This is a genomic window from Herbaspirillum sp. NPDC101396, assembly GCF_044767365.1.
Classification (GTDB): Bacteria; Pseudomonadota; Gammaproteobacteria; order Burkholderiales; family Burkholderiaceae_D; genus Herbaspirillum.
In genome coordinates this window covers 316,432-342,166 of sequence record NZ_JBIWNT010000002.1, presented here as the reverse complement: position 1 = coordinate 342,166, position 25,735 = coordinate 316,432, and the positions used below count along the sequence as shown (strand labels likewise).

The 25,735-nt window shown below is 61.1% G+C and carries 22 protein-coding genes and 1 riboswitch; of the genes, 9 read left to right on the top strand and 13 right to left on the bottom strand.

Features of this window, described 5'->3' with window-relative positions; all coding sequences use genetic code 11:
• Positions 1–28 precede the first annotated feature (28 nt).
• The 7 genes from ACIROY_RS06520 to ACIROY_RS06490 all read right to left on the bottom strand — a co-directional run bounded on the left by ACIROY_RS06520 (position 29) and on the right by ACIROY_RS06490 (position 10,487).
• Entirely contained in the window at positions 29–3,625 is a 3,597-nt protein-coding gene (locus ACIROY_RS06520) for an indolepyruvate ferredoxin oxidoreductase family protein (protein ID WP_402340676.1), read from the bottom strand.
• Between the two features lie 238 nt (positions 3,626–3,863).
• Entirely contained in the window at positions 3,864–4,751 is an 888-nt protein-coding gene (gene phhA, locus ACIROY_RS06515; RefSeq protein ID WP_402340673.1) for a phenylalanine 4-monooxygenase, read from the bottom strand.
• Between the two features lie 96 nt (positions 4,752–4,847).
• Positions 4,848–5,555: a GNAT family N-acetyltransferase gene (locus ACIROY_RS06510; protein WP_402277213.1), complete on the bottom strand. Its 708-nt coding sequence runs from the start codon at positions 5,553–5,555 to the stop codon at positions 4,848–4,850.
• Positions 5,556–5,567: 12 nt separating this feature from the next.
• Complete coding sequence (locus tag ACIROY_RS06505) at positions 5,568–6,794, bottom strand: multifunctional CCA addition/repair protein (RefSeq protein WP_402277215.1); 1,227 nt, start codon at positions 6,792–6,794, stop codon at positions 5,568–5,570.
• A gap of 7 nt (positions 6,795–6,801) precedes the next feature.
• Positions 6,802–7,500, bottom strand: a complete 699-nt coding sequence (locus ACIROY_RS06500) for a glutathione S-transferase family protein (RefSeq protein ID WP_402277217.1) — start codon at positions 7,498–7,500, stop codon at positions 6,802–6,804.
• A gap of 24 nt (positions 7,501–7,524) precedes the next feature.
• On the bottom strand, positions 7,525–8,493 hold the full coding sequence (locus ACIROY_RS06495) for a complex I NDUFA9 subunit family protein (RefSeq protein ID WP_402340670.1): 969 nt from the start codon (positions 8,491–8,493) through the stop codon (positions 7,525–7,527).
• A 41-nt stretch (positions 8,494–8,534) separates the two neighbouring features.
• The gene (locus ACIROY_RS06490; RefSeq protein ID WP_402277221.1) at positions 8,535–10,487 is read right to left on the bottom strand and encodes a transglycosylase SLT domain-containing protein; all 1,953 of its coding nucleotides are present in this window, start codon (positions 10,485–10,487) and stop codon (positions 8,535–8,537) included.
• Between the two features lie 26 nt (positions 10,488–10,513).
• Between ACIROY_RS06490 and ACIROY_RS06485 the strand changes: the two genes are divergently transcribed.
• Positions 10,514–11,143 carry a 5-formyltetrahydrofolate cyclo-ligase gene (locus ACIROY_RS06485; protein WP_402340667.1) on the top strand — a complete coding sequence of 210 codons (630 nt, stop codon included), beginning with the start codon at positions 10,514–10,516 and terminating at the stop codon, positions 11,141–11,143.
• A 59-nt stretch (positions 11,144–11,202) separates the two neighbouring features.
• On the opposite strand, the gene metF is transcribed toward ACIROY_RS06485, so the two are convergent.
• From metF to metK, 4 genes are all read right to left on the bottom strand, one after another.
• Positions 11,203–12,045: a methylenetetrahydrofolate reductase [NAD(P)H] gene (gene metF / locus ACIROY_RS06480; RefSeq protein ID WP_402277225.1), complete on the bottom strand. Its 843-nt coding sequence runs from the start codon at positions 12,043–12,045 to the stop codon at positions 11,203–11,205.
• 48 nt (positions 12,046–12,093) lie between these two features.
• Entirely contained in the window at positions 12,094–12,444 is a 351-nt protein-coding gene (locus tag ACIROY_RS06475; protein ID WP_402277227.1) for a phage holin family protein, read from the bottom strand.
• 136 nt (positions 12,445–12,580) lie between these two features.
• Entirely contained in the window at positions 12,581–13,993 is a 1,413-nt protein-coding gene (gene ahcY, locus ACIROY_RS06470; RefSeq protein ID WP_402340664.1) for an adenosylhomocysteinase, read from the bottom strand.
• A gap of 45 nt (positions 13,994–14,038) precedes the next feature.
• A riboswitch (S-adenosyl-L-homocysteine riboswitch) is annotated at positions 14,039–14,115 on the bottom strand.
• A 108-nt stretch (positions 14,116–14,223) separates the two neighbouring features.
• The gene (metK, locus tag ACIROY_RS06465) at positions 14,224–15,387 is read right to left on the bottom strand and encodes a methionine adenosyltransferase (RefSeq protein WP_402277231.1); all 1,164 of its coding nucleotides are present in this window, start codon (positions 15,385–15,387) and stop codon (positions 14,224–14,226) included.
• A 138-nt stretch (positions 15,388–15,525) separates the two neighbouring features.
• Here metK and ACIROY_RS06460 point away from each other — a divergent pair, with 138 nt between their 5' ends.
• Genes ACIROY_RS06460 through dapF form a run of 3 tightly spaced genes read left to right on the top strand, consistent with a single transcriptional unit; the run spans position 15,526 to position 18,160 of the window.
• Positions 15,526–16,410 carry a lysophospholipid acyltransferase family protein gene (locus ACIROY_RS06460; RefSeq protein ID WP_402341387.1) on the top strand — a complete coding sequence of 295 codons (885 nt, stop codon included), beginning with the start codon at positions 15,526–15,528 and terminating at the stop codon, positions 16,408–16,410.
• The gene (locus tag ACIROY_RS06455; protein ID WP_402340661.1) at positions 16,407–17,285 is read left to right on the top strand and encodes a lipid A biosynthesis acyltransferase; all 879 of its coding nucleotides are present in this window, start codon (positions 16,407–16,409) and stop codon (positions 17,283–17,285) included. Before ACIROY_RS06460 ends, ACIROY_RS06455 begins: the two co-directional genes overlap by 4 nt.
• A 23-nt stretch (positions 17,286–17,308) precedes the next feature.
• Positions 17,309–18,160 (top strand): diaminopimelate epimerase, encoded by an 852-nt coding sequence (gene dapF / locus ACIROY_RS06450; protein ID WP_402277235.1) that lies wholly within the window; start codon positions 17,309–17,311, stop codon positions 18,158–18,160.
• A 79-nt stretch (positions 18,161–18,239) separates the two neighbouring features.
• Here dapF and ACIROY_RS06445 read toward each other — a convergent pair whose 3' ends face one another.
• Positions 18,240–19,832 (bottom strand): hypothetical protein, encoded by a 1,593-nt coding sequence (locus ACIROY_RS06445; RefSeq protein ID WP_402340658.1) that lies wholly within the window; start codon positions 19,830–19,832, stop codon positions 18,240–18,242.
• A 369-nt stretch (positions 19,833–20,201) separates the two neighbouring features.
• Here ACIROY_RS06445 and ACIROY_RS06440 point away from each other — a divergent pair, with 369 nt between their 5' ends.
• The 4 genes from ACIROY_RS06440 (at position 20,202) to ACIROY_RS06425 (ending at position 24,016) form a co-directional block, all read left to right on the top strand.
• Positions 20,202–21,407, top strand: a complete 1,206-nt coding sequence (locus ACIROY_RS06440) for a porin (RefSeq protein WP_116434383.1) — start codon at positions 20,202–20,204, stop codon at positions 21,405–21,407.
• Positions 21,408–21,642: 235 nt separating this feature from the next.
• Positions 21,643–22,311 (top strand): DUF484 family protein, encoded by a 669-nt coding sequence (locus tag ACIROY_RS06435; RefSeq protein WP_402340655.1) that lies wholly within the window; start codon positions 21,643–21,645, stop codon positions 22,309–22,311.
• A gap of 26 nt (positions 22,312–22,337) precedes the next feature.
• Positions 22,338–23,306: a tyrosine recombinase XerC gene (gene xerC, locus ACIROY_RS06430; protein ID WP_402277242.1), complete on the top strand. Its 969-nt coding sequence runs from the start codon at positions 22,338–22,340 to the stop codon at positions 23,304–23,306.
• A gap of 128 nt (positions 23,307–23,434) precedes the next feature.
• Positions 23,435–24,016: a Fur family transcriptional regulator gene (locus ACIROY_RS06425; protein ID WP_402277244.1), complete on the top strand. Its 582-nt coding sequence runs from the start codon at positions 23,435–23,437 to the stop codon at positions 24,014–24,016.
• Between the two features lie 30 nt (positions 24,017–24,046).
• Here the strand turns inward: ACIROY_RS06425 and ACIROY_RS06420 are convergent, their stop codons facing one another.
• Complete coding sequence (locus tag ACIROY_RS06420; RefSeq protein WP_402277246.1) at positions 24,047–24,775, bottom strand: pyrimidine 5'-nucleotidase; 729 nt, start codon at positions 24,773–24,775, stop codon at positions 24,047–24,049.
• Positions 24,776–24,800: 25 nt separating this feature from the next.
• On the opposite strand from ACIROY_RS06420, the gene ACIROY_RS06415 reads away from it, so the two are divergent.
• Positions 24,801–25,718, top strand: a complete 918-nt coding sequence (locus tag ACIROY_RS06415; RefSeq protein ID WP_402340652.1) for a TraB/GumN family protein — start codon at positions 24,801–24,803, stop codon at positions 25,716–25,718.
• Positions 25,719–25,735: the final 17 nt, after the last annotated feature.

Sequence of the window (25,735 nt, the reverse complement as noted above, 5' to 3'; positions counted from 1 at the left end):
AGTGTTGCGACAGCGTCGGCGTAAAGGCTTACGCCGCCTTCTGCCCGCCTTCCGGCGTCTGCGGCTTTTGCCCTGCGTCAAACATGCGCAGCAGATCCGCCTCCTTCTGTTTCGCCGCCTTCAGGTGGCGCTCCTTGACATGGCCATAGCCGCGGATATCTTCCGGAATGCGCGCAATCGCCACAGCCTGCGCCAGGTTGTCGGCGCTGAGTTTGCTTAACAAACCGCCGACCGTCTTGCAGTATTCGGCGATCAGCGCACGCTCCTGCTTGCGCTCGTCGGTGTAGCCGAACACGTCCAGCGGCGTACCACGCAGGAAGCGCAGCTTGGCCAGCACGCCGAAGGCGCGCATCATCCATGGGCCGTATTGTTTCTTGATCAGATGACCGTTGTTGTCATGCTTGGCCAGCAGCGGCGGCGCCAGGTGGAATTTCAACTGGTAGTCGCCCTCGAACATGGCGGCGATCTTTTCGCGGAAGGCAGGCGCGGTGTAGAGGCGCGCGACTTCATATTCATCCTTGTACGCCATCAGCTTGAACAGGTAAGTCGCCACCGCCGTGCTGAGCTTCATCGCCTTGCCGGCTTCGCCCAGTGCGGCTTCCGCATGCTGCGCCTGCGCGACGAAATCGCTGTACTGGCGCGCATAAGCGGCGTTCTGGTATTGCGTGAGGAAGTCGATCCGCTTGGCCAGCACTTCCTCCAGCGAAGGCGGCCGTTTGAAGTCGATCACCTGCGCCGTCATCCCGTTGCGACGGGCGGCTTGCGCCACCATGTCGGCGTCGTGCGCGGCGGCGCGGCCCCAGCCGAAGGCTTGCTTGTTGAACTCGACCGACAAGGCGTTCAGTTCGATGGCCTTGAGCAGCGCGCCTTCCGACAGCGGCACCCAGCCGCGTTGCCATGCATAACCGAGCATGAACATGTTGGTCGCGATGGCGTCGCCCATCAGTGCGGTGGCGATGTTGCCGGCGTCGATCAGGGCCACGCGTTCCGTGCCGCAGGCGCTCTGGATGCTGCCCTCGGCTGACTCCGCCGGGAACTGCCAGTCCGGATTGCGCACGAAAGCCGCGGTCGGCATGCGGGTGGAATTGACGGCCGCGTGCGTGCGTCCCTCGCCCATGCGCGACAAGGCGTCGCGGCTGGCGGTGACGATGACGTCGCAGCCGATCACCAGATCCGCCGCACCGGTGCCCACGCGCGTCGAATACAAATCGTCGGGACGTTCGGACAGACGCACGTGCGACATCACCGGTCCGCCCTTTTGCGCCAGGCCGCTCATGTCGAGCACCGAGCAGGCCTTGCCTTCGACGTGCGCCGCCATCGCCAGGATCTGGCCGATGGTGATCACGCCGGTGCCGCCGATGCCGGTGACGACGATGCCGTAGGTGTCGCCCATGGAGGGCAATTGCGGTTCGGGCAGGGATGGTCCCTGCGCTGCGGCTTCGGTCTTTTCAACCGCCACGCGTTTGGCCTTTTTGAGCTTGCCGCCTTCCACCGTGACGAAGCTCGGGCAGAAGCCGTTCACGCAGGAATAGTCCTTGTTGCACGACGATTGATTGATCTGGCGCTTGCGGCCGAATTCGGTTTCCAGCGGCTCCACCGACAGGCAGTTGGATTGCACGCTGCAATCGCCGCAGCCTTCGCACACGGCTTCGTTGATCACGGCGCGCTTGGCCGGATCGGGATAGGCGTCGCGTTTGCGGCGGCGGCGCTTTTCCGAGGCGCAGGTCTGGTCGTAGATCATGGCGGACACGCCCTGCACTTCGCGCAATTCGCGCTGCACGGCGTCGAGTTCGCTGCGATGACGGACAGTCACCCCTTCGGCCCACGGCGTGCCGGCGGGATACTTATCCGGCTCGTCGGTGACGACGATGATCGGACGCACGTTCTCGGCGGCCAGCTGGCGCGAGATCATGGCCGGATCGAGCGGGCCGTCGAACTCCTGTCCGCCGGTCATGGCGACCGCATCGTTGTACAGAATCTTGTAAGTCATGTTGACCTTGCCCGCCACCGCAGCGCGCACGGCCAGCAAACCCGAATGGAAATAGGTGCCGTCGCCGAGGTTGGAGAAGACGTGTTTCTCGCTGGTGAACGGCGCCTGGCCGACCCAGGTCACGCCCTCGCCGCCCATGTGCGAAAAGATGGTCGATTCGCGATCCATCCAGGTCACCATGTAATGGCAGCCGATGCCGGCCAGCGCGCGGCTGCCGTCGGGCAGCTTGGTCGAGGTGTTGTGCGGGCAACCCGAACAGAAATGCGGGATGCGGTCCTTGTTCGGATCGGGCTTGGTGCTGACGTTGAGCGTGGCTTCCTTGGCTTCGAGGAAAGCGATGCGCGCCTTGACGCGCTGCTCGATCGGATGACCGGCGTAGTACTTGGAAATGCGCGTAGCGATGGCGCGTGCGATCTGCGCCGGGCTCAGTTCGTAAGTTGCAGGCAGTAGCCAGTTGCCGTGGCCTTCGCGCGGCGAGCCGCTCCATTCGCCGGTGTCGTCGAACTTGCCGACCACACGCGGACGCACGTCGTCGCGCCAGTTGTAGAGCTCTTCCTTGATCTGGTATTCGAGGATCTGGCGCTTCTCTTCGACCACCAGGATCTCATCGAGGCCTTGCGCGAACTCGCGCACGCCTTCGGCTTCCAGCGGCCAGGTCATGCCGATCTTGTAGAGGCGGATGCCGATGTCGCGCGCGACTTGCTCGTCGATGCCGAGATCGTAGAGCGCCTGGCGCGTGTCGAGATAGGACTTGCCGGCGGTGACGATGCCGATGCGCGCCTGCGGACTGTCCCAGATGATCTGGTTGAGCTTGTTGACGCGGGCATAGGCCAATGCGGCGTACCACTTGTAGACGTTCATGCGCGTCTCTTGCTCAAGCACGGTGTCGGGCTGGCGGATGTTGAGGCCGCCCAACGGCAATTCGAAATCGGTGGGAATGATCGGCTGCACGCGCTGCGGATCGATCTCCACCGACATGCCGGATTCGACAATGTCGGTCACGCACTTGAGCGACACCCACAGGCCGGTGTAGCGGCTCATGGCCCAGCCGTGCAGGCCGTAGTCGAGGTATTCCTGCACCGACGACGGATACAGCACCGGGATGCCGCAAGCCTTGAGGATGTGCTCGCTCTGGTGCGCGGTGGTGGACGACTTGGCGGCGTGGTCGTCGCCGGCGATCACCAGCACGCCGCCGTGCTGCGAGGTGCCGGCCATGTTGGCGTGCTTGAAGACGTCGCCGCAGCGATCGACGCCGGGGCCTTTGCCGTACCACAGCGAAAACACGCCGTCGTATTGCGCGCCCGGGAACAGGTTGACCTGCTGCGTCCCCCACACGGCGGTGGCGGCCAGGTCTTCGTTCATGCCGGGGTGGAATTTGACGTGGGCGGCGTCGAGATATTTCTTGGCCTTGGCGGCGGTCTGGTCGACCGTACCCAAAGGCGAACCGCGATAGCCGGTGACGTAACCGGCGGTGTTCAATCCGGCCTGGAGGTCGTGCTGTCGCTGCAGCATCGGCAGCCGTATCAGCGCCTGGATGCCGGTCATGAAAACGCGACCGCGCTCCAGCGAATATTTGTCGTCCAGGGAAATGTCATCCAGCAACAGGCGTTCACTGGAAGGTAGGGGTGCGTTCATGCATTGTCTCCGTGCCAAAAATCGTGTCTTTGTTTGCACATGGATCTGTTCGAGATCCTGCTTAAAACTCGTCCGCCTTGTGGGCGAATGGTTCTGTTCTTTTGATGCGGTTACAGTAGCACAAGCGGCGTATTGCCGCTACGCACGGCGCAGCATGGCGGACGCGGGGCTGACGATGCGCTGACAGCGAAAAAAAAGCCCCTGCGGGAAGGCAGGGGCGGCGTTCGGTTGCTGCGGATCAGGTTATGGGCAGGTTTTGCTCGCCCGGCAACAGGGTGCTGGCCGGCAGGGCGTCCTGCGCCTTCAGTTGCTCGTACAGCGCGGTGAAGTCGGGCGCGGTATCGTCGAACAATTGCTGGAAGTCGCGGATGACGAAATAGGTTTCCTGGTAGGAGTCGATCTTGTACAGCGTGCGCATGACGCGTTCGACCTGGAACGGGATGCGGTTCGGCTGCTGATCCTGTGAACCGCGCAGAGCGTAATCGACCTCGCCGCCCGACGACAGGATGCCGGCGCCGTAGATGCGCAAGCCTTCCGGACTCTGGATCAGGCCGAACTCGATCGTGTACCAATACAAGCGCGCCAGGAAGGCCAGGCCGTCGAGCTTGAGTGCTTTCAGGCCGCCCTTGCCGTATTCCTGCAGATGATCGGCAAACACCGGATTGAACAGCAGCGGCACATGACCGAAGAAATCGTGGAACACGTCCGGTTCGACGATGTAGTCGAACTCGCTCTCTTCGCGCAGCCACACGGTGACCGGGAAGCGACGGTTGGCAAGATGCTCGAAGAAAGTATGGTCCGGCACCAGCCCGGGCACGGCGACCAGTTGCCAACCGGTGGCCTTGTACAGCGCCTCGGTGGTGCGGTTGAATTGCGGAATGCCTTGCGAGACGTCGAGCGCCTTGATGCTGTCGAGGAAGACGTCGCAGGCGCGGCCCGGAATCAGTTTTGCCTGGCGCTCGTACAGGCGTCGCCACAGCGCGTGTTGGGCGGGCGTGTAAGCGGCCCAGTTCTGGTCTACGACGAAGTTCTTGTCGGCGTTGCTGTAGTCGCCGCGCAAGGCGCCGCTGTCCGACTTGGCGGCCACGCTGGCAAAGAAGTCGTCGGTGCTGGCGGAGTTGTTCATGTGTTCTGCTGGAAAATGCCTGTAAGCCGCCATTATCGCCGATTTCGCTCCGGCGGCCGCATGCTTGCGCGGTTGGCGGGCGGGCTCAGGCGCTGTTCAGGCCTTCGGCTTGCCGATGCCGAAGACCCTGCTGATCCATTTGAACAGCGCGCGCATGTTGGCCTTGATGATGTAGTCGAGCATGGCGACCTGCTCTTCCATGGCTTCCTGGAACAACGTGACCGGATTGGCCGGCTGCAGCTTCAGGTAGGCGTCAGCTTCACCGTAGTCTCGATGGATTTCCATGCCGGCTTTCTTGGCGATGTGCATCATGACCTTGTTGGACGACAGGCAATGCATGTACAGCGTGTCGACGTCGGCGTTGCGGCAACGGATCGCGGCGCGCACGAACAGCTTGGTGCCGACGCCCATGCCGCGCGCTGCCGCCGAGACGGACACGCCGAACTCGGCGACGCGCGCCTTGAGCGTGGCGCCGCTGACGGGGGAAGTCTCGCGCGGCGCGAAAGCCAGGTGACCGGCCCCCAGCAGGCGCAACTTGCGATCGTAGACGCCGAAAATCGTGTCGCGGGAGAAATCGATGTTTTCGACATAGCGCGTGACCAGCTCATCGGACAGCTTGCTGCCGAAACGCAGCAGCCGGTCTTTTTCTTCCAGCGCCAGGAAATGCCGCAGCAGATGCCGACGCGCGCGCGGCGACAGCTCCTTGACCAGGATCATCGGCTTTTCCGATGCCTCGGCGAGGGCGCTGAGTGTGTGCTTCAGGCGGTCCAGCCTGGCGCGCAGTTGCGTGATGAAGGGTGACATGGGCGGGGCGGCTTAACTGGCGTTGGTGGCGGCATATTCCGCCACCGCTTCCGTGCGCGCGGCCATGATTGCCTCCGGGATGCGTTGCGGCTGCTCCTTGAACTTTGCGGCGATGGCGCCGGCATCCACACCCTGGGCCGCCTTGAGAGCGCCCATGAGGTAATCCAGCTGCGGAAACGCGACGTCTTCAAAACCCGTGCGGCCGCGCCGGTCGCACTCTGACGCCTGCAGCATGTCGTGAAAACGCCCCGGCTTGCGGAAGCCGTCGCAGCGCGCCAGCAGATTGACGATGGTGGCCGGGCGCAGTTCGAAGGCGCGGCCGACGTTGCCATGTTCGCGCGCGGTGATCACGGCCACGTCGCGGCAATCGTTGGGCACCTTGAGGCGGTCACAGATGCCTTGCACCAGCTCGACGCTGCGGCCTTCATGGCCGTGATGGCTGGGCCACAGATCGGGCGGCGTGGTGCCCTTGCCGAGATCGTGCATGAGCGCGGCGAAGCGCACGCCCAGCGAATATCCGCGGCCGGCGGCATAGTCGAGCACCATCATGACGTGCACGCCGGTGTCGATTTCGGGATGGTATTTAGCCGGTTGCGGCACGCCCCATAGCGCGTCCAGTTCGGGCAGGATGCGCGCCAGGGCGCCGCAGTCGCGCAGCACGGCGAACATGCGCGAGGGAGTCTGTTCCATCATGCCGCGCGCCAATTCCTGCCACACGCGTTCAGGCACCAGCGCGTCGACCTCGCCGGCGGCGACCATCTTCTGCATCAGCGCATTGGTTTCCGGCGCAACCGTGAAATCAGGAAAGCGCGCCGCGAAACGCGCCAGGCGCAGGATGCGCACCGGGTCTTCGACGAACGCGTCGGAGACGTGCCGGAACACGCGTCGGCGGATATCTTCCTGACCATGATAAGGATCGACCAGCACGCCGTCTTCGCCCTTGGCGATGGCATTGATGGTGAGGTCGCGCCGCGCCAGGTCCTGCTCGAGCGTGACAGCGCTGTCGGTATGGAACACGAATCCCTTGTAGCCCGGGGCCGTCTTGCGTTCGGTGCGCGCCAGCGCGTATTCCTCCTGGGTGTCGGGATGCAGGAACACCGGGAAGTCCTTGCCGACCGGACGGAACCCCTGTGCGAGCATGTCTTCGGGCGTGGCGCCGACGACCACGTAGTCGTGATCCTGCACCGGCAAGCCGAGCAGTTCATCGCGCACCGCGCCGCCGACGACGTAGATCTTCATCAGCGGCTCAATGGTCGGGCAAGACTTCTTTTTCGACCAGCGCTTCGGCGATCCACTTGGCCACGGCGGGATGTTCCACCACGCGGTCAACGTAAGCTTGCAGCGCCGGCGCCAGCGACACGTGGTAGCTGCGGAAGCGCATCACCACGGGTGCATAGAAGGCATCGGCGATCGAAAAGTCGCCGAACAGGAATTCGTGATGGCCGAACTGCGCCAGGCAGTCTTCCCAGATTTCGCAGATGCGGCCGATGTCGCCCTGCGCTTCGGCCGTGCGGCCCTTGCCCGGATAGCTGCCGCGGATGTCCATGCTCATGGCGCTGCGCAGGCCGGTGAAGCCGGAATGCATTTCGGCCGTGATGCTGCGCGCGACGGCGCGCGCAGCGGTCTCTTGCGGCCACAGTTTGCGGTCGGGAAATTGTTCGGCCAGGTATTCGCAGATGGCCAGCGAGTCCCAGATGTGCGTCTGGCCGTCGAGCAGCACCGGCACGCGGCCGGCGGCGGAATATTCGGCGATCTTGCTGGCGGTGTCGGGCTGGTCGAGGCAGATGCGGATTTCGCGGAACGGAATGTCGAATGCCGTCAGCACCACCCATGGGCGCATCGACCAGGAGGAATAATTTTTGTTGCCGATGACCAGCGTGATGGCGTTCTTGCCGGCCTTTTCCAACGTCGCCGACAGGGTCGGATCAAGTTCGGTGTTCTGCATGGCTATCCTTAAAAATGGTTGGCTTCAGCGCCGTGCGCCGCGACGATGGGCGTCCATCTGCTGCTGCATGTGCACGCCGGCAAGGTAACGCGGTGCAATCGCTTCCAGTGCGGTCGGCATGATGTGCAACTCGGGCGCCATCGGCGCGCTCGCCACATTGTCCACCTGCATGGAAGCCAGATTATCGCGACTCATCATGCGTCCTGGCAAATGTTCCAGCAAAAAAGCTTGCAAAGACGCCAACGCCGGCGGCAATCCGAACACCGGACGCGGATGGCCGGAACACAATCCGGCCAGCTGCACCAACTGGCGCAGCGTGTAGACCTGCGGCCCGGCCAGCTCGTAGCTCCTGCCTTGCGTGGCATCATTCTGCAAGGCACTGACGAAAGCCTGCGCCACGTCGCCCACATACACCGGCTGGAAACGCGCATCGGCGCCGCCCAGCGGCATGACGGGGAAACGCTTTTGCAGCGCGGCGAACAGGTTGAGGAAATTGTCGTGTTCGCCGAACACCACCGAAGGCCGGAACACCGTGGTCGCGACAGCGGCGTCCGAGAAGGCCGCAACTTCGCCCGCCGCCTTGGAGCGCTGATACATCGACGGCGCCTGCGCCGACGCGCCCAGTGCACTCATGTGCAGGTAACGTCGCACGCCATGCCTGGCGCAGGCGGCCACGATCTTGCGCGGCAATTCGACGTGGGCGCGTTCGAAATCGGGACCCCAGGCGCTACCGCGCGGTCCGCTGCGCGAATGCAGGATGCCGACCAGATTGATGACGACATCGGCCTGAGACACGAGGCGATCCAGTGCGGCATCGTCGTGCACGTCGGCGATCGTGGTGCGCACCGTCGGCATCACCAGCAAATGCTTGCTGCGCTCGTAGCGCCGGGTCGGCACCGTGATTCTGGCCGCCGTGCTGCGCGCCAACTGGGCGACCAGCTGGCTGCCGATGAATCCGGAACCGCCGATGATCAAGATGTTTTTGTACGCCATGGCCGTCATCGCTTTCTTTGCTTCTGGGCCGCCACGCGGTATCAAGGCAGGTCGGTCGGGGTATTGGTGCGCGGCGCCACCGTGCCGAGACGCTGCTTGAGCGACTGCGGCTTGTTCTCGAACAGGGCGGCGTAATAAGTAGCATTGGACATCACGTTCTTGACGTAGCCGCGCGTCTCGTTGAATGGGATTGATTCAGCGAAAATCGCACCTTCAACACTGCGGTTCAGCGTCGAGCGCCACGTACGCGGACGTCCGGGACCGGCGTTGTAGGCAGCGGTCGCCAAGGCCTGCGAACCGTCGAGGTTGTTGAGCACCATGTTCAGGTAGCTGGTGCCCAGCAGCAGGTTGGTGTTAATGTCGTTGATCTGGTCCTGCGAAAACTCGGTCAGGCCGATTTTCTTGGCGACGTATTTCGCAGTCGACGGCATCAGCTGCATCAGGCCGGAGGCACCGACATAGGATTTGGCGTTCTTGATGAAGCGCGATTCCTGGCGGATCAGGCCATAGACCCAGGCATTTTCCAGGCCGAGCGGACGCGTGTTGGCGGTCATTTCGCTCAGGTGCGGCGCCGGGAAGCGCTGGGTGAAATCCATTTCCTGTTTGGTGCGGTCGGAGGTGTTCACCATGCGGTCGAGCACATCGCTCTGACGTGCGAACTCGGCGGCGGCGAGCAACTGGCGGTCGCTCATGCGGCGCAATTCCCAGTTCCATTCACGGATGCCTTCGTAGCGCATGTTGAGGTCATAGAACTTGAGCGCGCGCTTGAAGCCGCTGTTCTGCGCCATCGGTGCGATCTCGGCCGGCGTCGGCGGCGTCGGACCGGCAGGGATCACGATTTTCTGGCCCAGTTCTTCGGTGGCCAGCTGGCCGTAGAAGCTGACGTTCGAGGCGATCGACTGGAACAGGCGCTGGGCCGATTCGGTCTGGCCGTCTTCCTTTTGCGCGCGCGCCAGCCAGTAAGTCCAGGTGATGTCGCTGCGCAGCGAAGCCGGCATGGCGTCGATGGTGGACTTCACCAGCTTCCAGTCGCCGGCGCGCAGGGCGATGCGTACTTTCCACTGATACGCTTCGTAGGACAGCGGCGCGTCCTTGGTCTTGCGCCAGTAGTCGATCGCTTCCGGCATCAGCTTCATCGACGCCGGCAAGGCGATCTGGGCCCAGGCGATGGCTTGTTCCTGCGCGGTCAGGCCGGAGGCGCCACTCAGGAACGCGGCGGCCTGCTGCGGGTTGTTCTTGGCGGCCCGGCCGATGGCGATGATGTACAGCTCGTGCGCGGTGCGGCCCTGACCCGGCCCGCGCGCCAGCAACGGCGCCGGCTTGTCGATTACCTGCTGCAGGGTGACGTCGCCGTTGTCGGTAAAGATCGCGGCGCGGCGCGCCACCATGATGCTGCCGGCTTCAACCGCCTGGCGGATCTGCGCCCAGATGTCGCTTTCGCCGAATTGATGGTTTTGCGCCAGCGTACCAATCAGGTCACTGCAGCCCTGGCCGTAATCCTTGGGACTGGTGAGCAAGGCGCGCGCTTCATCGGCGACATTCTGGCCCTTGAGCGCGCGCGAATTCAACGCGAAGCATTTGACCTGTACGTCATCGTTCAGCACGAACAACGGGTATTGCTCATCAAAGGTAGTCCAGTCGCCGGTCTTGCCCAGCGCCAACAGCCAGTCGTTGCGCAGGCGATCGCCGATCGCGGTGCCATCGTAGCGCGCCAGGAAATCGCGGATTTCCGACACTGGCGCGGTGAAGTCGCGCACGCGTGGTTTCAGCCGATAATAGTCAACGTAGGAAGGAATGACATAATCGGGCAAACGCGCCGCCAGATTGAGCGCCGTGGCCGAGTCGTCGACCCGTGAGGCGTCGCGCAGCGCAAGAAAAACGTCATCCTGCGACGCAGCGGCGGAGGGCCGTTTCTGCGCCTGGGCCGGCAGAGAAAAACTCATTGCCGCCGCAGCAGCGCATGTGATCACGACCACGCATTTCTTTAATTGCATTCTTATACAACCTTCGATTGAAACAAATGACGACTTCAAGGATAGCACGCGGTTCTGCGCACACTGACGCTGTCGGGCGCACGCCGCAAATAGCGGCAACAGCGGCAACAACAACAGCCGCCGCGTCGGAAAAATCGGTCCTGCGCACGCGTTTGCTCGCCGCCCGCAGAGCCATGACGCCGGCCGCCAGGGCCGCGGCTGAAGCGATGATCTGCAGCCGTCTGCTGGATTGGCTGCAAAAGAATCCGGTCGCCAGCCTCGGGGTGTACCACCCGATCCGCCAGGAACCGGACCTGCATTCGGCTTATAACGCGCTGGCGGCCCAAGGCGTGCACCTGTCCTTGCCGATAATTCGCGGAAAAGATGCGCCGCTGGAATTCGTCCGCTGGACGCCGGGCGAACCATTGGTGAAAGATGCCATGGGCACCTCGGCGCCTGAGGGAGGCGAGACCGTGCGCCCGCAGGCGCTGCTGATCCCGTGCCTGGGCTTCAATGCGGCGCGCCTGCGGCTGGGCTATGGCGGCGGCTTTTACGACCGTACGCTGGCGCAGGCTCCGCGGCCGCTGGCCATCGGCGTCGCCTATGCCGGGGCGCTGGCCGAATTCGGAGGGCAGCCGCATGACATTGCGCTGGATGTGATTCTTACCGATGCGTGAAAGGGCAGCGCAATAAAAAAGCCGGCTCGAAGCCGGCTTTTTTATTGCTTGCAGCTGTATCAATCCACCAGTCGTTGCCAGATTGCCATTGTCGCGGCAGGCTGGTTCAGCGTGTAAAAATGCAGACCCGGCGCACCGCCTTCCAGCAATTGTTCGCACAGCTGCGTCACCACGTCGAGGCCGAAGGCCCGGATCGAATCGGCATCGTCGCCGTAGCTGGCCAGCTTGAGCCGGATCCAGCGCGGGATTTCAGTGCCGCACATATCCGAGAAACGCATCAGTTGGGTGTAGTTCGTGATCGGCATGATGCCCGGCACGATGGGCACGTTGACGCCCAGCCTTTGCGCCTCGTCGACGAAGTTGAAGTAAGCGTCGGGATTGTAGAAATACTGCGTGATGGCGGCATCGGCGCCAGCCTTGATCTTGCGCGCAAAGTTCTGCACGTCGTCCTGCGGCGATTTGGCCTGGGGATGCATTTCCGGATAGGCGCCGACTTCGATGTGGAACCAATCGCCGGTTTCGGCGCGGATGAACTCGACCAGCTCGTTGGCATAGCGGAATTCGCCGGACGAAAAATCAGCGGCGCCGAAGCCGCTCGGTAAATCGCCCCGCAAGGCGACCAGCTTCTTGATGCCGTGCGACTTGTACTCGGTCAGAATAGCGCGTAAGGCGTCGCGCGAGCTGCCGATGCAGGACAGATGCGGCGCGGCCACGTGGCCTTCGCTGATGATTTCCAGCACGGTGTCGAGCGTACCTTGCTGGGTCGAACCGCCGGCGCCGAAAGTGACCGAAAAATACTTCGGCTGCAGCTCGGCCAGCTTGGCGCGCGTGACGCGCAGCTTTTCCATGCCTTCAGGTGTCTTGGGCGGGAAAAACTCGATGCTGAAATTATGTTGTGTCATGAGAATTCGATCCGAAAACGATCAGGGCCTGGTCGTTGCAACTGCTGATCAGCCGCGAGTGGACTTCAGCAGCAGCGTCGACAGGGCCCACGAAACAATGCTGTACAACAGCGCGCCGCCCACTGCGGACCAGAAGCCGCCCACATGGAAACCACCCACCAGTTGCGCCACCACCCAGAACATCAGCCCGTTGATCACGAGGATGAACAAACCCAGCGTGAGCAGGGTCACCGGCAAGGTCAGCACCACCAGCACCGGACGCACCAGTGTATTGACGAAACCGAGGATCAGGGCCGCGATCAGGGCGGCGCCGAAGCTGTCGACCTGCACCGAGTGCAACAGGTAAGGCACGGCCAGCAAGGCCAGCGCATTGATCAGCCAGAGGATGAGCAGACGCATGTAATTTCCTTTCAGGCGGTGCGCCGACCGGCACCAACAATATAGTCGGCAGGCGGCGGACAAAACGACGAACAAGTAGTGAACTAGCAGTGGACAAACAACCAGGCGACGGCATAGCCGTCGCCCTTAACGCTGATTAATAACGATAGTGTTCAGGCTTGTAAGGGCCATCCGCCTTCACGCCGATATAAGAAGCTTGTTCCGCAGTCAGTGTGCTCAATTGGGCATTGAGTTTCTTCAACTGCAGACGTGCAACCTTTTCGTCCAGATGCTTCGGCAGCGTGTAGACGCCGACCGGGTAGTTCTTGGTGTTCACGAACAGTTCGATCTGGGCGATGGTCTGGTTGGCGAACGACGAGCTCATCACGTAGGACGGGTGGCCGGTGCCGCAACCGAGGTTGACCAGGCGGCCTTCGGCCAGCAGGATGATGCGCTTGCCGTCAGGGAAGATGATGTGGTCGACTTGCGGCTTGATGTTTTCCCAGGTGTATTGCTTCAGTGCGGCGACTTCGATTTCGTTGTCGAAGTGGCCGATGTTGCAGACGATGGCCTGGTCTTTCATCTTCTTCATGTGGTCGTGCGTGATCACATGGTAGTTGCCGGTACATGTCACGAAGATATCACCGTGTTCAGCAGCGTAATCCATGGTAACGACGCGATAGCCTTCCATTGCCGCTTGCAGTGCGCAGATCGGATCGATTTCAGTGACCCAGACTTGTGCCGACAGCGCGCGCATGGCTTGCGCCGAGCCCTTGCCGACGTCGCCGTAACCGGCGATGACGGCGACCTTGCCGGCGATCATGACGTCGGTGGCGCGCTTGATGCCGTCGACCAGCGATTCACGGCAGCCGTACAGGTTGTCGAACTTGGACTTGGTGACGGAGTCGTTGACGTTGATCGCAGGGAAAGCCAGTTTGCCGTCCTTGAACATCTGATACAGACGATGCACGCCGGTAGTGGTTTCTTCGGTCACGCCCTTGACTTGCGCCAGACGCGTCGAATACCAGTTTGGCGAAGTCGCCAGCTTTTTCTTGATGGAGTTGAACAGGCAGATTTCTTCTTCCGAACCCGGATTGTTCAGCACCGATGCATCTTTTTCAGCGCGTGTACCCAGATGCAGCAGCAGCGTTGCATCGCCGCCATCGTCGAGGATCATGTTGGCTTGTTCGTTGTCGCCGCCTTGCCATTCGAAGATGCGGTGCGTGAACTCCCAGTACTCGTCCAGCGATTCGCCCTTGAACGCGAACACCGGCGTGCCCTTGTCGGCGATTGCCGCGGCAGCATGGTCCTGAGTCGAGTAGATATTGCAGGATGCCCAACGGACCTTGGCGCCCAGTGCTTCCAGCGTCTGGATCAGTACGGCGGTCTGGATGGTCATGTGGATCGAACCGGTGATGCGCGCGCCCTTCAACGGCTGGGCCGCGGCGAACTCTTCGCGGATGGCCATCAGGCCTGGCATTTCGGTTTCAGCGATCTTGATCTCTTTATGGCCCCATTGCGCCAGGCTGATATCGGCGATCACATAATCTTTGTTGGAATTGGTAGTCATGGCTGCGGCGTTCTCACGCCCTCCTTTCGAAAAATCAGAAAAAAAGTAACGTGAGCGCAGTTGCATATTGACGGTATCAAGCCTGGCAAGATCGATGTCTTGTCGCAACGCTCCTTGATACGGAAAGGCATTGTAAATCAGTTTATGTACGAAATGCCATCGTACATCGATAAACCGGCTCGCGCCGGCTTATCGGCAGGATCGCAGCAAACAGCGATCCTTGTTCTTTTTTAGAAGCCCGCAGCAGCCTTCAATGCAGCCGCCTTGTCGGTGCGTTCCCACGAGAATTCCGGCTCTTCGCGGCCGAAGTGGCCGTAAGCAGCGGTCTTCTGGTAAATCGGACGCAACAGGTCCAGCATTTGCACGATGCCCTTCGGACGCAGGTCGAAATGTTCCAGCACCAGTTCGGCCAGCTTTTCGTCGCTGATCTTGCCGGTGCCGAAAGTGGTGACCATGACCGAAGTCGGCTTGGCGATACCGATGGCGTACGACACCTGGATCTGGCAACGCGACGCCAAGCCGGCGGCCACGATGTTCTTGGCGACATAACGGCCGGCGTAGGCTGCCGAACGGTCAACCTTGGAGGGATCCTTGCCGGAGAACGCGCCGCCGCCGTGTGGTGCTGCGCCACCGTAGGTGTCGACGATGATCTTGCGACCGGTCAGGCCGCAGTCGCCTTGCGGACCTCCGATAACGAAGCGACCGGTCGGGTTGATCAGGTAACGGGTGTTCTTGATCCACTCTGCCGGCACGACCGGGCGGATGATTTCTTCGATCGCGGCTTCTTCGATGGCCTTGTGTTCCATTTCAGGCGCATGCTGGGTCGACAGCACGATGGTGTCGATGGCGACCGGACGGCCATCGACATACTTCAGCGTCACTTGCGATTTTGCATCGGGACGCAGCCATGGCAGGCGGCCATCCTTGCGCAGTTGCGACTGGCGTTCGACGATACGGTGCGCGTAGTAGATGGCAGCAGGCATCAGTTCCGGTGTTTCATCGCAGGCGTAGCCGAACATCAGACCTTGGTCGCCCGCGCCCTGGTCGAGGTCGAGGCCCTTGCCTTCGTCAACGCCCTGGGCGATGTCCGGTGATTGCTTGTCGTAGGCGACGAGCACGGCGCAGCTCTTGTAGTCGATGCCGTAGTCGGCGTTGTCGTAACCGATGCGCTTGATGGTTTGGCGAGCGACGTCGATATAGTCAACGTTGGCGCGTGTAGTGATTTCACCGGCGAGCACGACCAGGCCTGTGTTGCACAGGGTTTCGGCGGCGACGCGGGAGAGGGGATCTTGTGCAAAGATGGCATCCAGAATCGCATCGGAAATCTGGTCGGCTACTTTGTCTGGGTGGCCTTCCGAGACGGATTCGGAAGTAAAGAGATACTCGTTGGACATCACAGGCTCCTGCATATAGAGATTTAACCGGTGTCGCGGCCTATCTCCAGCCTGCGACGCTTTAGCGAAATTTATATCCCGTCTCGCAAGTTGTCATTAACTCGACGGCTTTCATGCTATTTTACGCGTCTTGCAAAAATTCGCAATTTCACAGCATTATTCACGGTAACGGCAAGTATGCTTTTTTCTTTATTCCGCCTGTTGTCATTTCTTCCGCTACCCTTGTTGCACCTCATCGGGATCGCGATGGGATGGCTTGTTTACCTGGCATCGCCGTCCTATCGGAAGCGCCTCAAAAGCAACCTGACGCGTGCCGGCCATGGACAGCATTTGTTGTCCGCTGTCAACGAAGCGGGCAAGGGCATCTTCGAATTGCCGTTCATCTGGTGTGCCGACCCCAAGCGCGTCTTGCGCACCGCCCGCATCGAAAATTGGGACCTGGCCCAACAGGCGCTGGACGCAAAAACCGGTGTGGTGTTCCTGACCCCTCATCTCGGCTGCTTCGAGATCATCGCCCAGGCCATTGCTGAGAAAACCTCGCTGACCGCGCTCTATCGTCCGCCGCGCAAGGCCGCGCTGAAGCCCCTGATTGAAGGCGCGCGCTCACGTCCCAACCTCCATCTGGCGCCAGCCAATCTGTCGGGCGTTCGTGTTTTGCTCAAGGCGCTCAAGAAGGGACTAGCGATCGGCCTCCTGCCGGACCAGGTGCCGCAGCACGGCGAAGGCGTCTGGGCCGACTTCTTCGGCAAACCGGCATACACCATGACGCTGTCGGCCAAGATGCACCAGATGAGCGGCGCGCCGATCATCCTGTCCTATGCCGAGCGCCTGTCATGGGGACGTGGCTTCGTCATCCGCTTCGTGGCGTTTGAAGAGACTTTGGGCGAAACGCCTGAACAACAGGCGCGCGCGATCAACGCGGCAATGGAAAAACTGATCGCACGCTGTCCGGCACAATATATCTGGAGCTACAACCGCTACAAGACGCCGCCCGGCGTGGCCGCTCCCGGAGCGCAATCGTGAGGGCGCTGATTGCGTTGATGTGGCTGCTGCACTGGTTGCCGTTGCCCATCCTCGGCCGCTTGGGCGAAGCGCTCGGTTCGTTGCTCTTCGTCATCATGAAGCCGCGCCGGCACATTACGATGACCAACCTGCGCCTGTGCTTTCCAGACAAAACCGAAACCGAACGCAAAAACATTGCCCGCCAGCACTTCCAGGCTTATGCGCGCAGTGCGCTTGAACGCGGCATCTTGTGGTGGGCCTCGGAAGCGCGGCTGAAGCGGTTGATCAAGGTCGAACCGCGCGTGCCTGTCGAAGTCATCAAGTCCGGCCCGACCATCCTGCTCTGCCCGCATTTTGTTTGCCTGGAGATCCCCGGCATTGCGCTGGTGCTCAATTCTGACTTGTCGATCTGCACCATCTATTCCAAACAACAAAACGAAGTCGTCGATCAGGCGCTGCTCAAAGGCCGCTCCCGTTTTCGACCCGTGACCCTGCTGGCGCGCGAAAAAGGCGTCAAGCCCATCATCCGCGCCATGCGCGACGGCTTGCCGTTCATCATGCTGCCGGATATGGACTTCGGCCTGCGCGATGCTGAATTCATCCCCTTCTTCGGCGTGCCTGCCGCAACGCTGACGGCCACCGCGCGCATTGCCGCGGCGACGCACGCCAACGTGGTGCCGATGATCACGACCTTCCTTCCCAATTACAAAGGCTGGAAAACCACGTTCTATCCCGCCTGGGAAAACTATCCCGGCGACGATATCGTCGAGGCGACCCGCCGCATGAATGCCTTTATCGAAGAGCGCGTGCGGGAGGCGCCGGCAGAATATTTTTGGGCGCACAAACGCTTTAAAACACACCCTCCGGGCACACCTAATGTATACGGCCACGATTAGTGCGGCCGTCTATAATTAATGCCATGAAAATCAAATTCACCAAAATGCACGGCGCCGGCAACGACTTCGTTGTCGTCGACGCCATTCACCAGGACATCGCGCTGACGCCTGCGCAATGGAAGTTCATTGCCGACCGGCGCTTCGGCATCGGTGCCGATCAGATGCTGGTGGTGGAAAAGACGGCGTCCGAGGGCATCGATTTTCGTTACCGCATCTATAACGCCGATGGCGGCGAAGTCGAACAGTGCGGCAACGGCGCGCGCGCATTTGCACGCTTCGTCAGCGACAAGGGCCTCACGACCAAGCGCGTTATCCGTGTGGAAACAATGTCCGGCGTCATCGAACCCACGCTGGAAGACGACGGTCGCGTCACCGTTGACATGGGAGCGCCCGTACTGGCCCCGGAACAGGTGCCGTTCGACCCATCGGGCCTTGGCAGCAAGACCGAAGGAGATGACACGCTATGGCCGCTCGACGTTGACGGCAAGACGACCTGGATTTCGGTGGTGTCGATGGGCAACCCTCACGCAGTACAGATCGTTGCCGATACTGAGGCGGCGCCGGTATTGACTGACGGCCCGCTGATCGAGCGCCATGCGCGCTTCCCCAGGCGCGTCAACGCCGGCTTCATGCAGGTGGTGGACCGCCACAACGTCAACCTGCGCGTGTTCGAACGCGGCGTCGGCGAAACCCTGGCGTGCGGCACCGGAGCATGTGCGGCCGTGGTCGCCGGCATCCGTCGCGGCCTGTTGGATACACCGGTGGCGGTGCAAACCCACGGCGGCGAACTGGTGATCGCCTGGGCGGGACCGGGCAAGCCAGTCATGATGACCGGGCCGGCGGTGTCGGTGTTCGAAGGCGAAATTGACATCTGAACATCGCAGACAATGGCGCACAAATAAAAAAGAGATGGCTTCGGCCCTCTCTTTTTATTTTGCCTGGCGGGAATCCGACCTAAGACTCTTCAGCCAGGTCACCCTCTTCTTCCTGCTCATCGTCATCCAGCGGCAACGCGGTCTTCAGCCGGTACAACCGCTGCCGGTAGTTGCCTTCCGGGCCGCTCAGGCTGCAATCGACGTCTTCGAACAGCCTGCCGATGCGGTTAAGAACCTGCCGCTCGTCGCCGGTCTCTATTAATATCAGGCGCCGCTTGCTACGTGCATAGTAGTCGCGGATGTCCACCACTAGGCAATGGCCGCAGTCAGCCTGTTTCAGATCGATCAACAAGGCTTCGGGCCGGGTCAGTCCGAACAGGATCGCCAGCTCCAGCCGCGCCGCCAGGAACGGATAGGCGCTCAGGAAATCGCGTGTCATTTGGCTGCGGGCCTCCACAGCCCAGGCAGCAGCGGCCGGACGATCGGCAATCTTGGCCAGCAAGTCCCGCGCATCGGCATTGTCTTGCGCTGCCGCCTTTTGCAGCCAGTACACCGCGCGCACATCGTTGGCGGGATCTTCCCTGCGGTTGCGCCATGCGCTGCTGCCGCATTCCAGCTGCCCCAACACATGCCCCATTTCGGCCGCGCGCTCCAGGTAATGCTGCGCATCGGCAAGATTGCGCTGGGAAAACTCCGGCTTCAGATAAATACGCGACAAGGCATACCACGCTGCTGCGAGGCCCCGTTCGCCGGCCAGGGTCAACCAGCGAATCGCCTTCTTATAATTAGCAGAACCAAAACCGGGGAAGGCGCGCCCGCCATTCTCATTCATGCGCGCAAAGAACAACCCGAGCGACAGCTGCGCCGACTTGTCGTCGGCATAGGCCGCCAGCTCCAGCATTAATTGCGCTTCGTCAGCATCAACCTCGTTGATTTCGGCAAGTACTTGCGCAAGCCGCGACAACAAGACGATGTTTCCCTCACCCAGATGCCGGGCCAGTCCTTCGGAGGGTGCGTTCAGCTGCGGCAAATCCGCACCGTATTGCGCCAGCAGGGAACGCGCCAGCGGCAAGGCGCGCCGAATGAAGTCCGCACGATCCAAGCGCAGCCAGGCGGCGTCGGCCAGCGCCAGTTGCGCCTGACCGATGCCGGCGTCGGCAGCTTTCTGCGCCCATTGGGTTGCAGTGACCTGCTCTGCCGCGCGTTGTTCGCCGGTGGCGGTAGCGACGTCGGCCGGCTTTCGCCCGCCCTGTTGCTGCGACAGCAACCATTGCGCTTCAGCCGTACCGGCATTGGCCTCCGATTCCAGCGCCTTGACGGCCTTGCCCAGCATTGCCTGCGCCTCGGGTTGTGCCTGATGCGCCAGCACCAGCCGCGCGAAACTCAGCCCGGCCAGCTTGCGACCGGCCTCGAAAGCGCGCTCATACCAGAGCACATATTCAAGCGGCTTCGGCGCCTGCGCCACCACCTCATAGGGTATATGCTCGCCAATCAGCGTCCAGGCATCCGGCACCCCCTGACGTGCCGCGCGGTCAAGCCAGTGCAGCGCCGTGGCGAAGCTTTGCGGCAATCCGTTGCCGCCGAATAAGTAGCGCCGGCCCAGCGCCAGTTGCGCTTCCGCCTGTCCGGCACGCGCCGCGCGAATAATTGCCAAATCTTCCCGACTCGCCATAAATCAATCCAAGCACTCTTTCGAAGGAAAAAATTATCCCCTATAAATCATGATATTTTTTTAATCCGATCTTTAAGAGATCAAATTGGAGCTTTAAAACAACAATTCAAGTCTTTAATACGTCATTTGTTATCATAAAAACAATCGAATCTCCGGAGGCCCTTTGGAACCCCGGAAAATCCTCATTGTGGGAGATTCACCTCGAAAGCGTTAGAAAAAAACAACAGTCGTGTAGGAGTTTCGGAATTTCAACCAAAACTTCGTCCGCCAAACGACCAATCTGAGGCCAGCGCTAATGAGAACCCTTAATGTCTCACCATCCGACTAGATGTACGGATCCTCAAGACTATTTTTATAGAAGGATGTCAAATGAAAAAATCTCTGCTTGCACTGGCCGTTCTCGGCGCGTTTGCAGGTGCTGCACAAGCACAAAGCTCCGTCACTATCTACGGTATCGTTGATACCGGCGTTACTTACACAAGCAAGGCTCAAACTCCAGCTGGCGGCACTAACACCGGTAGCAAGTTTGCTCTGAACTCCGGCAACATCCAAGGTTCGCGCATCGGTTTCAAGGGCGTTGAAGATCTGGGCGGCGGTCTGAGCGCAGTGTTCAACCTGGAAACTGGCTTCACCAACGACAACGGCGGCCTGCAAGGTTCCGACGCTGTTACTGGTTCGAACCTGTTCCGTCGTAAGTCGGTTGTCGGTCTGGCCGGTGGTTTCGGTTCGGTTCTGGTCGGTCGTCAAACTGACTTCGCTGACACAATCAGCGCCTACACTGGCGTTGCTGATTTCGGCGGCGTTATCCAAAACGCAGGTTCGGCCCTGAACCGTTTGCAAGGTACACGTACCAACAACTCGATCAGCTACACCACCAACAACCTGGCTGGCTTCACAGCTAACGTGTTGTACGGTTTCGGCGAAACAGCTGGCAAGACAACTGCTGGCCAATCGTTCGGTCTGGGCGTCAAGTATGACAACGGCCCACTGGGTCTGGGTGCCAACTACTACCAATCCAAAGCTGGTCCAACTCCTTCGGACACCAGCATCATTCCAGCGACTGCTACAACAGCAACTTTGAGCACTACTGCTGCCAATACTGGCAACACGGCAGTTAAGGTGTTCAACCTGGTCGCCAGCTATCAGTTTGGCCCAGCACGCGTCTATGGTAACTGGTCGCGCGTCAAGCAAGACTTGAATACCCAAGCAAATCTGGCTGGTTTGGCAACGCCTGTCGCTCTGACAGCTGCAAATCGCGTCACTACAGCTACTCTGGCAAACTCGCGTAAGTCGGACCAATTCGAACTGGGTACTGCTTACTCGCTGACTCCATCGTTGAAGCTGCTGGCTGCTGTGGAATACACAACAGCTAACTTCGACGGTCTGAACGGTAAGGGCAAGCTGACTCAGTACAACATCGGTACTGACTACTGGCTGTCGAAGCGTACTGACCTGTACGCATTCGTGTCGAACCTGCGTGCTAAAGACATGCGTAACCCAGGCGCCTATGGCGACACAACTGGTAACGACGCTAGCCAAACAGCAGTTACTGTTGGTATCCGTCACAAGTTCTAATTTAAGCGCCTGAACCTCTGGCGTGCAAACGTCAGAATCAGAAACTTAGCTTGAACGATTCGGGCTTACATGAGCAATCATGTAAGCCCGTTTTTATTGGCGATGCCAAGCCTTCTCGGCCTGATTAAAAAGTTGTCAGCACTACCGATAGCGTAGATAATCTCGCGATATTGCGGTAATGCAATCCGGCGCGCCCGGCGCGACTTTCCGGAACAACCAAACTCAAAAAACGCACATGACCTCCCATCTGGATTCCGATTCGATCGCCGACTATCTGCTCGACCATCCTCACTTCTTCGAGGAACACGCCGAATTGCTTGGCCGGATCAAGCTGACCAGCCCCTTGCTGGGTCGCGCCATCTCCTTGCAGGAGCGCCAGATGGAAATCCTGCGTGAAAAGATCAAGGTGCAGGAATTGCATATGGCCGACCTGATGCGCATCGCCCAGGAAAACGACGAAATCACCGGAAAATTCCAGGCCTGGACACGCGCCCTGCTGCTGGCGCGCAATGACGCCGACCTGCCGCAGGCGCTGACCCGCAACCTGCAGGAAATCTTCAACGTCCCGCAGGTCACCTTGCGCCTGTGGAACGTCGCCGAAAGTCACAACGACAACTGGTACACCGCGACCGTATCGGAAGATGCGCGCATTTTTGCCAATGGCCTGACGACGCCGTTCTGCGGCGCCAACAACGATTTCGAAGCCGCCGGCTGGCTGGAAGACGCCACTTCCGTGAAGTCGCTGGCGATGCTGCCGCTACGCGTCGGCGCCGCGCCGGAAGCCTTTGGTTTGCTGGTGCTTGGCTCGCCCGACCCCAGCCGCTTCAGCGCCGACATGGCCACTGATTTCCTCAGCCGCATCAGTGAAACCGCCAGCGCAGCGCTGGCCTGCCTGCTACACTGATTTATCCCGACTTCCATCCCGACCGTGTGAGCGCCGACGCCAACCAAGCCGAAATCGACCGCTATCTCGACACCCTGCTGAGCCAGCGCATGCTGTCGCCGCATACGGTGAGCAATTACGGCCGCGACCTGGCCGAGTTATCCGAGCTGGCGCAAGCCGCCGGCGCGGAGTTGGATGCAGTTTCCCATTTCCAGATACGCAAGTTCGCCGCGCAATTGCACGGCCGCGGCCTCAATGCGCGCTCCATCGCGCGCAAACTGTCGGCCTGGCGCGGCTTCTACGACTGGCTGTCCGAACAGGGCCGGCTGAAATCGAATCCCGTCGACGGCGTCAAAGCGCCCAAGAAAGCCAAGCCGCTGCCCAAGGCGCTGGCCGCCGATGACGCCGTTCATCTGGTGTCGCAGCCCAATCCGCTCAAGGACGCCGCCGCACCTGCCCAGCTATGCAATCGTGCCATGTTCGAATTGCTGTACTCCAGCGGCTTGCGGATTTCCGAACTGGTGGGTCTGGATGTGCAATATCGCCAGGAAGCCGGTTATGTATCGGCCGGATGGATTGATATGGACAGCAATGAAGTGACCGTCACCGGCAAAGGCAACAAGATGCGCAGCGTGCCGGTCGGCAAACCGGCCATGGAAGCGCTGAAAGCCTGGCTGACGGCACGCGAGACCGTCATCGCGGGGCATGCCGACGCCGAGCGGCGTGCGCTGTTCCTGAGCGAGCGCGGTGCGCGCATGTCGCCGCGGGTGGCGCAATTGCGGCTCAAGGCGCACGGCCAGGCGCTGGGTCTGGCCACCAACGTCCATCCGCACGTGTTGCGTCATTCCTTCGCCTCCCACGTCTTGCAAGGCTCGGGCGACCTGCGCGCGGTGCAGGAGATGCTGGGCCACGCCTCGATCACGGCGACTCAGGTCTACACCTCGCTCGATTTCCAGCGCCTGGCGCAAGTCTATGACGCCGCCCATCCGCGCGCCAAGAAGATTGCCGGTAAATAAGCCTTGCCTTGGGCCCTGACAAAGCCGCCATCGGCGAATTGCGGCATAATTCGGGTAGGTCTTTGACCGGGCGCCGCATGGGCGGGCCGCCCTCACACCAGCCGCACCAGTCACATTAGCGATATGCCATGAAATCCAAAGCCGACATCACCGCCAACGCTTTGCCCCACGACCCCGCCGCTGCGCAGGCTCTGGCCGAGCTGCAATTGCGCGACGCGTCGGTGCGCGTCACGCAGGCGCGCGTGAGCGTCATGGCGGCGCTGCTCAGCGCACGCAGCGCGGTGTCGCATCAGGATATCCAGGACAAGCTGGTCGATATGGATCGCGTCACGCTGTATCGCGCGCTCGATTGCCTGACCGAGGCCGGGCTGGCGCACAAGATCGCCAGCGACGACCGCATCTTCCGTTATAACGCCGGCACCGGCGCCGAGCATCACGATCACGGTAGCCATGGCGGCCATCAACACGCACACGGCCATGCCCAGCATCAGCACGGCCATTTCAAATGCACGCGCTGCGCCCGGGTGTTTTGCCTGGATGGCAGCGGCGAAGCAGGCTTTCTTGAGAGTGTGCTGCCCTCATCGGGCAAGCGCCAGACCACCGCGGCGCAGTTGCAGACCGCCCTGCAAAAATCCCTCGGCAAAGGCTTTCGCAGTCACGAAATCGAACTGACCATCAAGGGTTGGTGCGCTGATTGCGCGGACGACTGAGTCCCGACTGAATAGACGGCTAATTCCCGCCTACGCGCCGGCCAGGCGACGCAGATGGCTGGTCAGCTGGCGTACCGAACGCACCTTCACATCGACATAAGACGGATGCATGGTCTGCATCCTGCGCACGCCGGCCGCTGAAAAATGCGGATTGCCGGCCAGGTATTGGGTAATCCACGCCGTACGCACACCCAGCTCTTTGGCCGACTTCAGATTGACCACGGTATCTTCCACCAGAATGCAACGATGCGCCGGGACACGTTCACGCGCGAGTAACTGTTGCAACATCTGCCGCGACGGTTTCGGTTTGAGCTTGCCGTGCACGCGCATCGATTCGATGGAGATGTGCTTGTCGAAATGGCGATGCAGGCCCAGATGTCGCACCACGTCGCGCGAGTAGCGCAACGGCGCATTGGTCAGCAGGATCTTGCGTCCCGGCAGGCGCTCCAGCAGATTCAGCAGGCCGCGCTCGGCGCGGATCATGCCAAACAGATCGGCGAAGTCGTGCGCGTCGCGCAGGAAATCCTCCGGCCGCACGTGATGATGCTGCACCATGCCCAGCAAGGTCGCGCCGTACAGGCGCCAATAGCGCTGCCGCATCGCGTTGACTGCGTCCTGATCGGCCGGCAATCCCTGCTCCCTGAGTACGCGCTCCATGAACGTATTCATGTTGGCGTTGATCGCCGGAAAAATCGCGTGCGACGCGTTGTGCAGCGTGTTGTCGAGATCGAAAAGCCAGAGCGGTGTAGTATTCGGCACGGTAAATAATGATGAAAGCGCAACGATGCGACGCCTGATTATAGTGACATTCAGCTGGCTGTTCTGCCTTTATCTGCCGCTGGCAAATGCCGCAGAAACCACGTCGGCACCTGCCCGCACGGAACACCGCGGCGCCTTGTTCAAGGTGCAGGACGCGCATCACACGCTGTATTTGTTCGGCACCATCCACGTCGGCGCCGCCAACTTCTATCCGCTTGAACCACGCGTGATGCAAGCGCTGGAACAGGCCCCGGCAATCGCCCTCGAAATCGATCCGAAGAAGACACCCGCCATGCAGGCGGCCGTGCTGCGCTACGGCTTCTATCCCGAAGGCCAGAGCTACCAGACCGACCTCAGCCCGCAACTGCAGCAGCAGGTGCAGGCCGCGCTGAAAAAATACAATGTCCCACCCGAGGCAGTCGTACGCTTTCGCCCCTGGATGATCGCCAGCCTGCTCACCGTGCAGGAGTTCGGCAGCAAAGGCTATCGCGCTGACCTCGCGGTCGACAGCCACCTGGCCGACTTCGTCACCAAGCGCAACAAGCCCGTGATCGAACTGGAAGGCGCCGAAACCCAGCTGGCACTGTTCGGCGCGCTGAGCCGGCAACAGCAAAGCCTGCTGCTCGAAGACACTCTCAAGGAACTCGACGATCCCGACAGCGCGGTCCGTGTCGTGGAGCTGGCCGAATTCTGGCGCACGGCCAACCTGTCCGGCCTGCAAGGCCTGCTCGATGAGATGGCCGGCGACGGCAGCTTCGTCGGCCGCTTCACCAGGGAGGTCTTGCTGGACCAGCGCAACCCAGCCCTGGCAGAACGCATCGGTGGTCTGCTCAAGAGCCGCGACCGTATCTTCGCCGCCATCGGCATCCTGCATCTGGTCGGCCCGACGGGCGTGCCTGCCTTGCTGCAACAGCGCGGCTTCAAGGTCGAACGGATTTACTGAACGTCCTCATATACGTA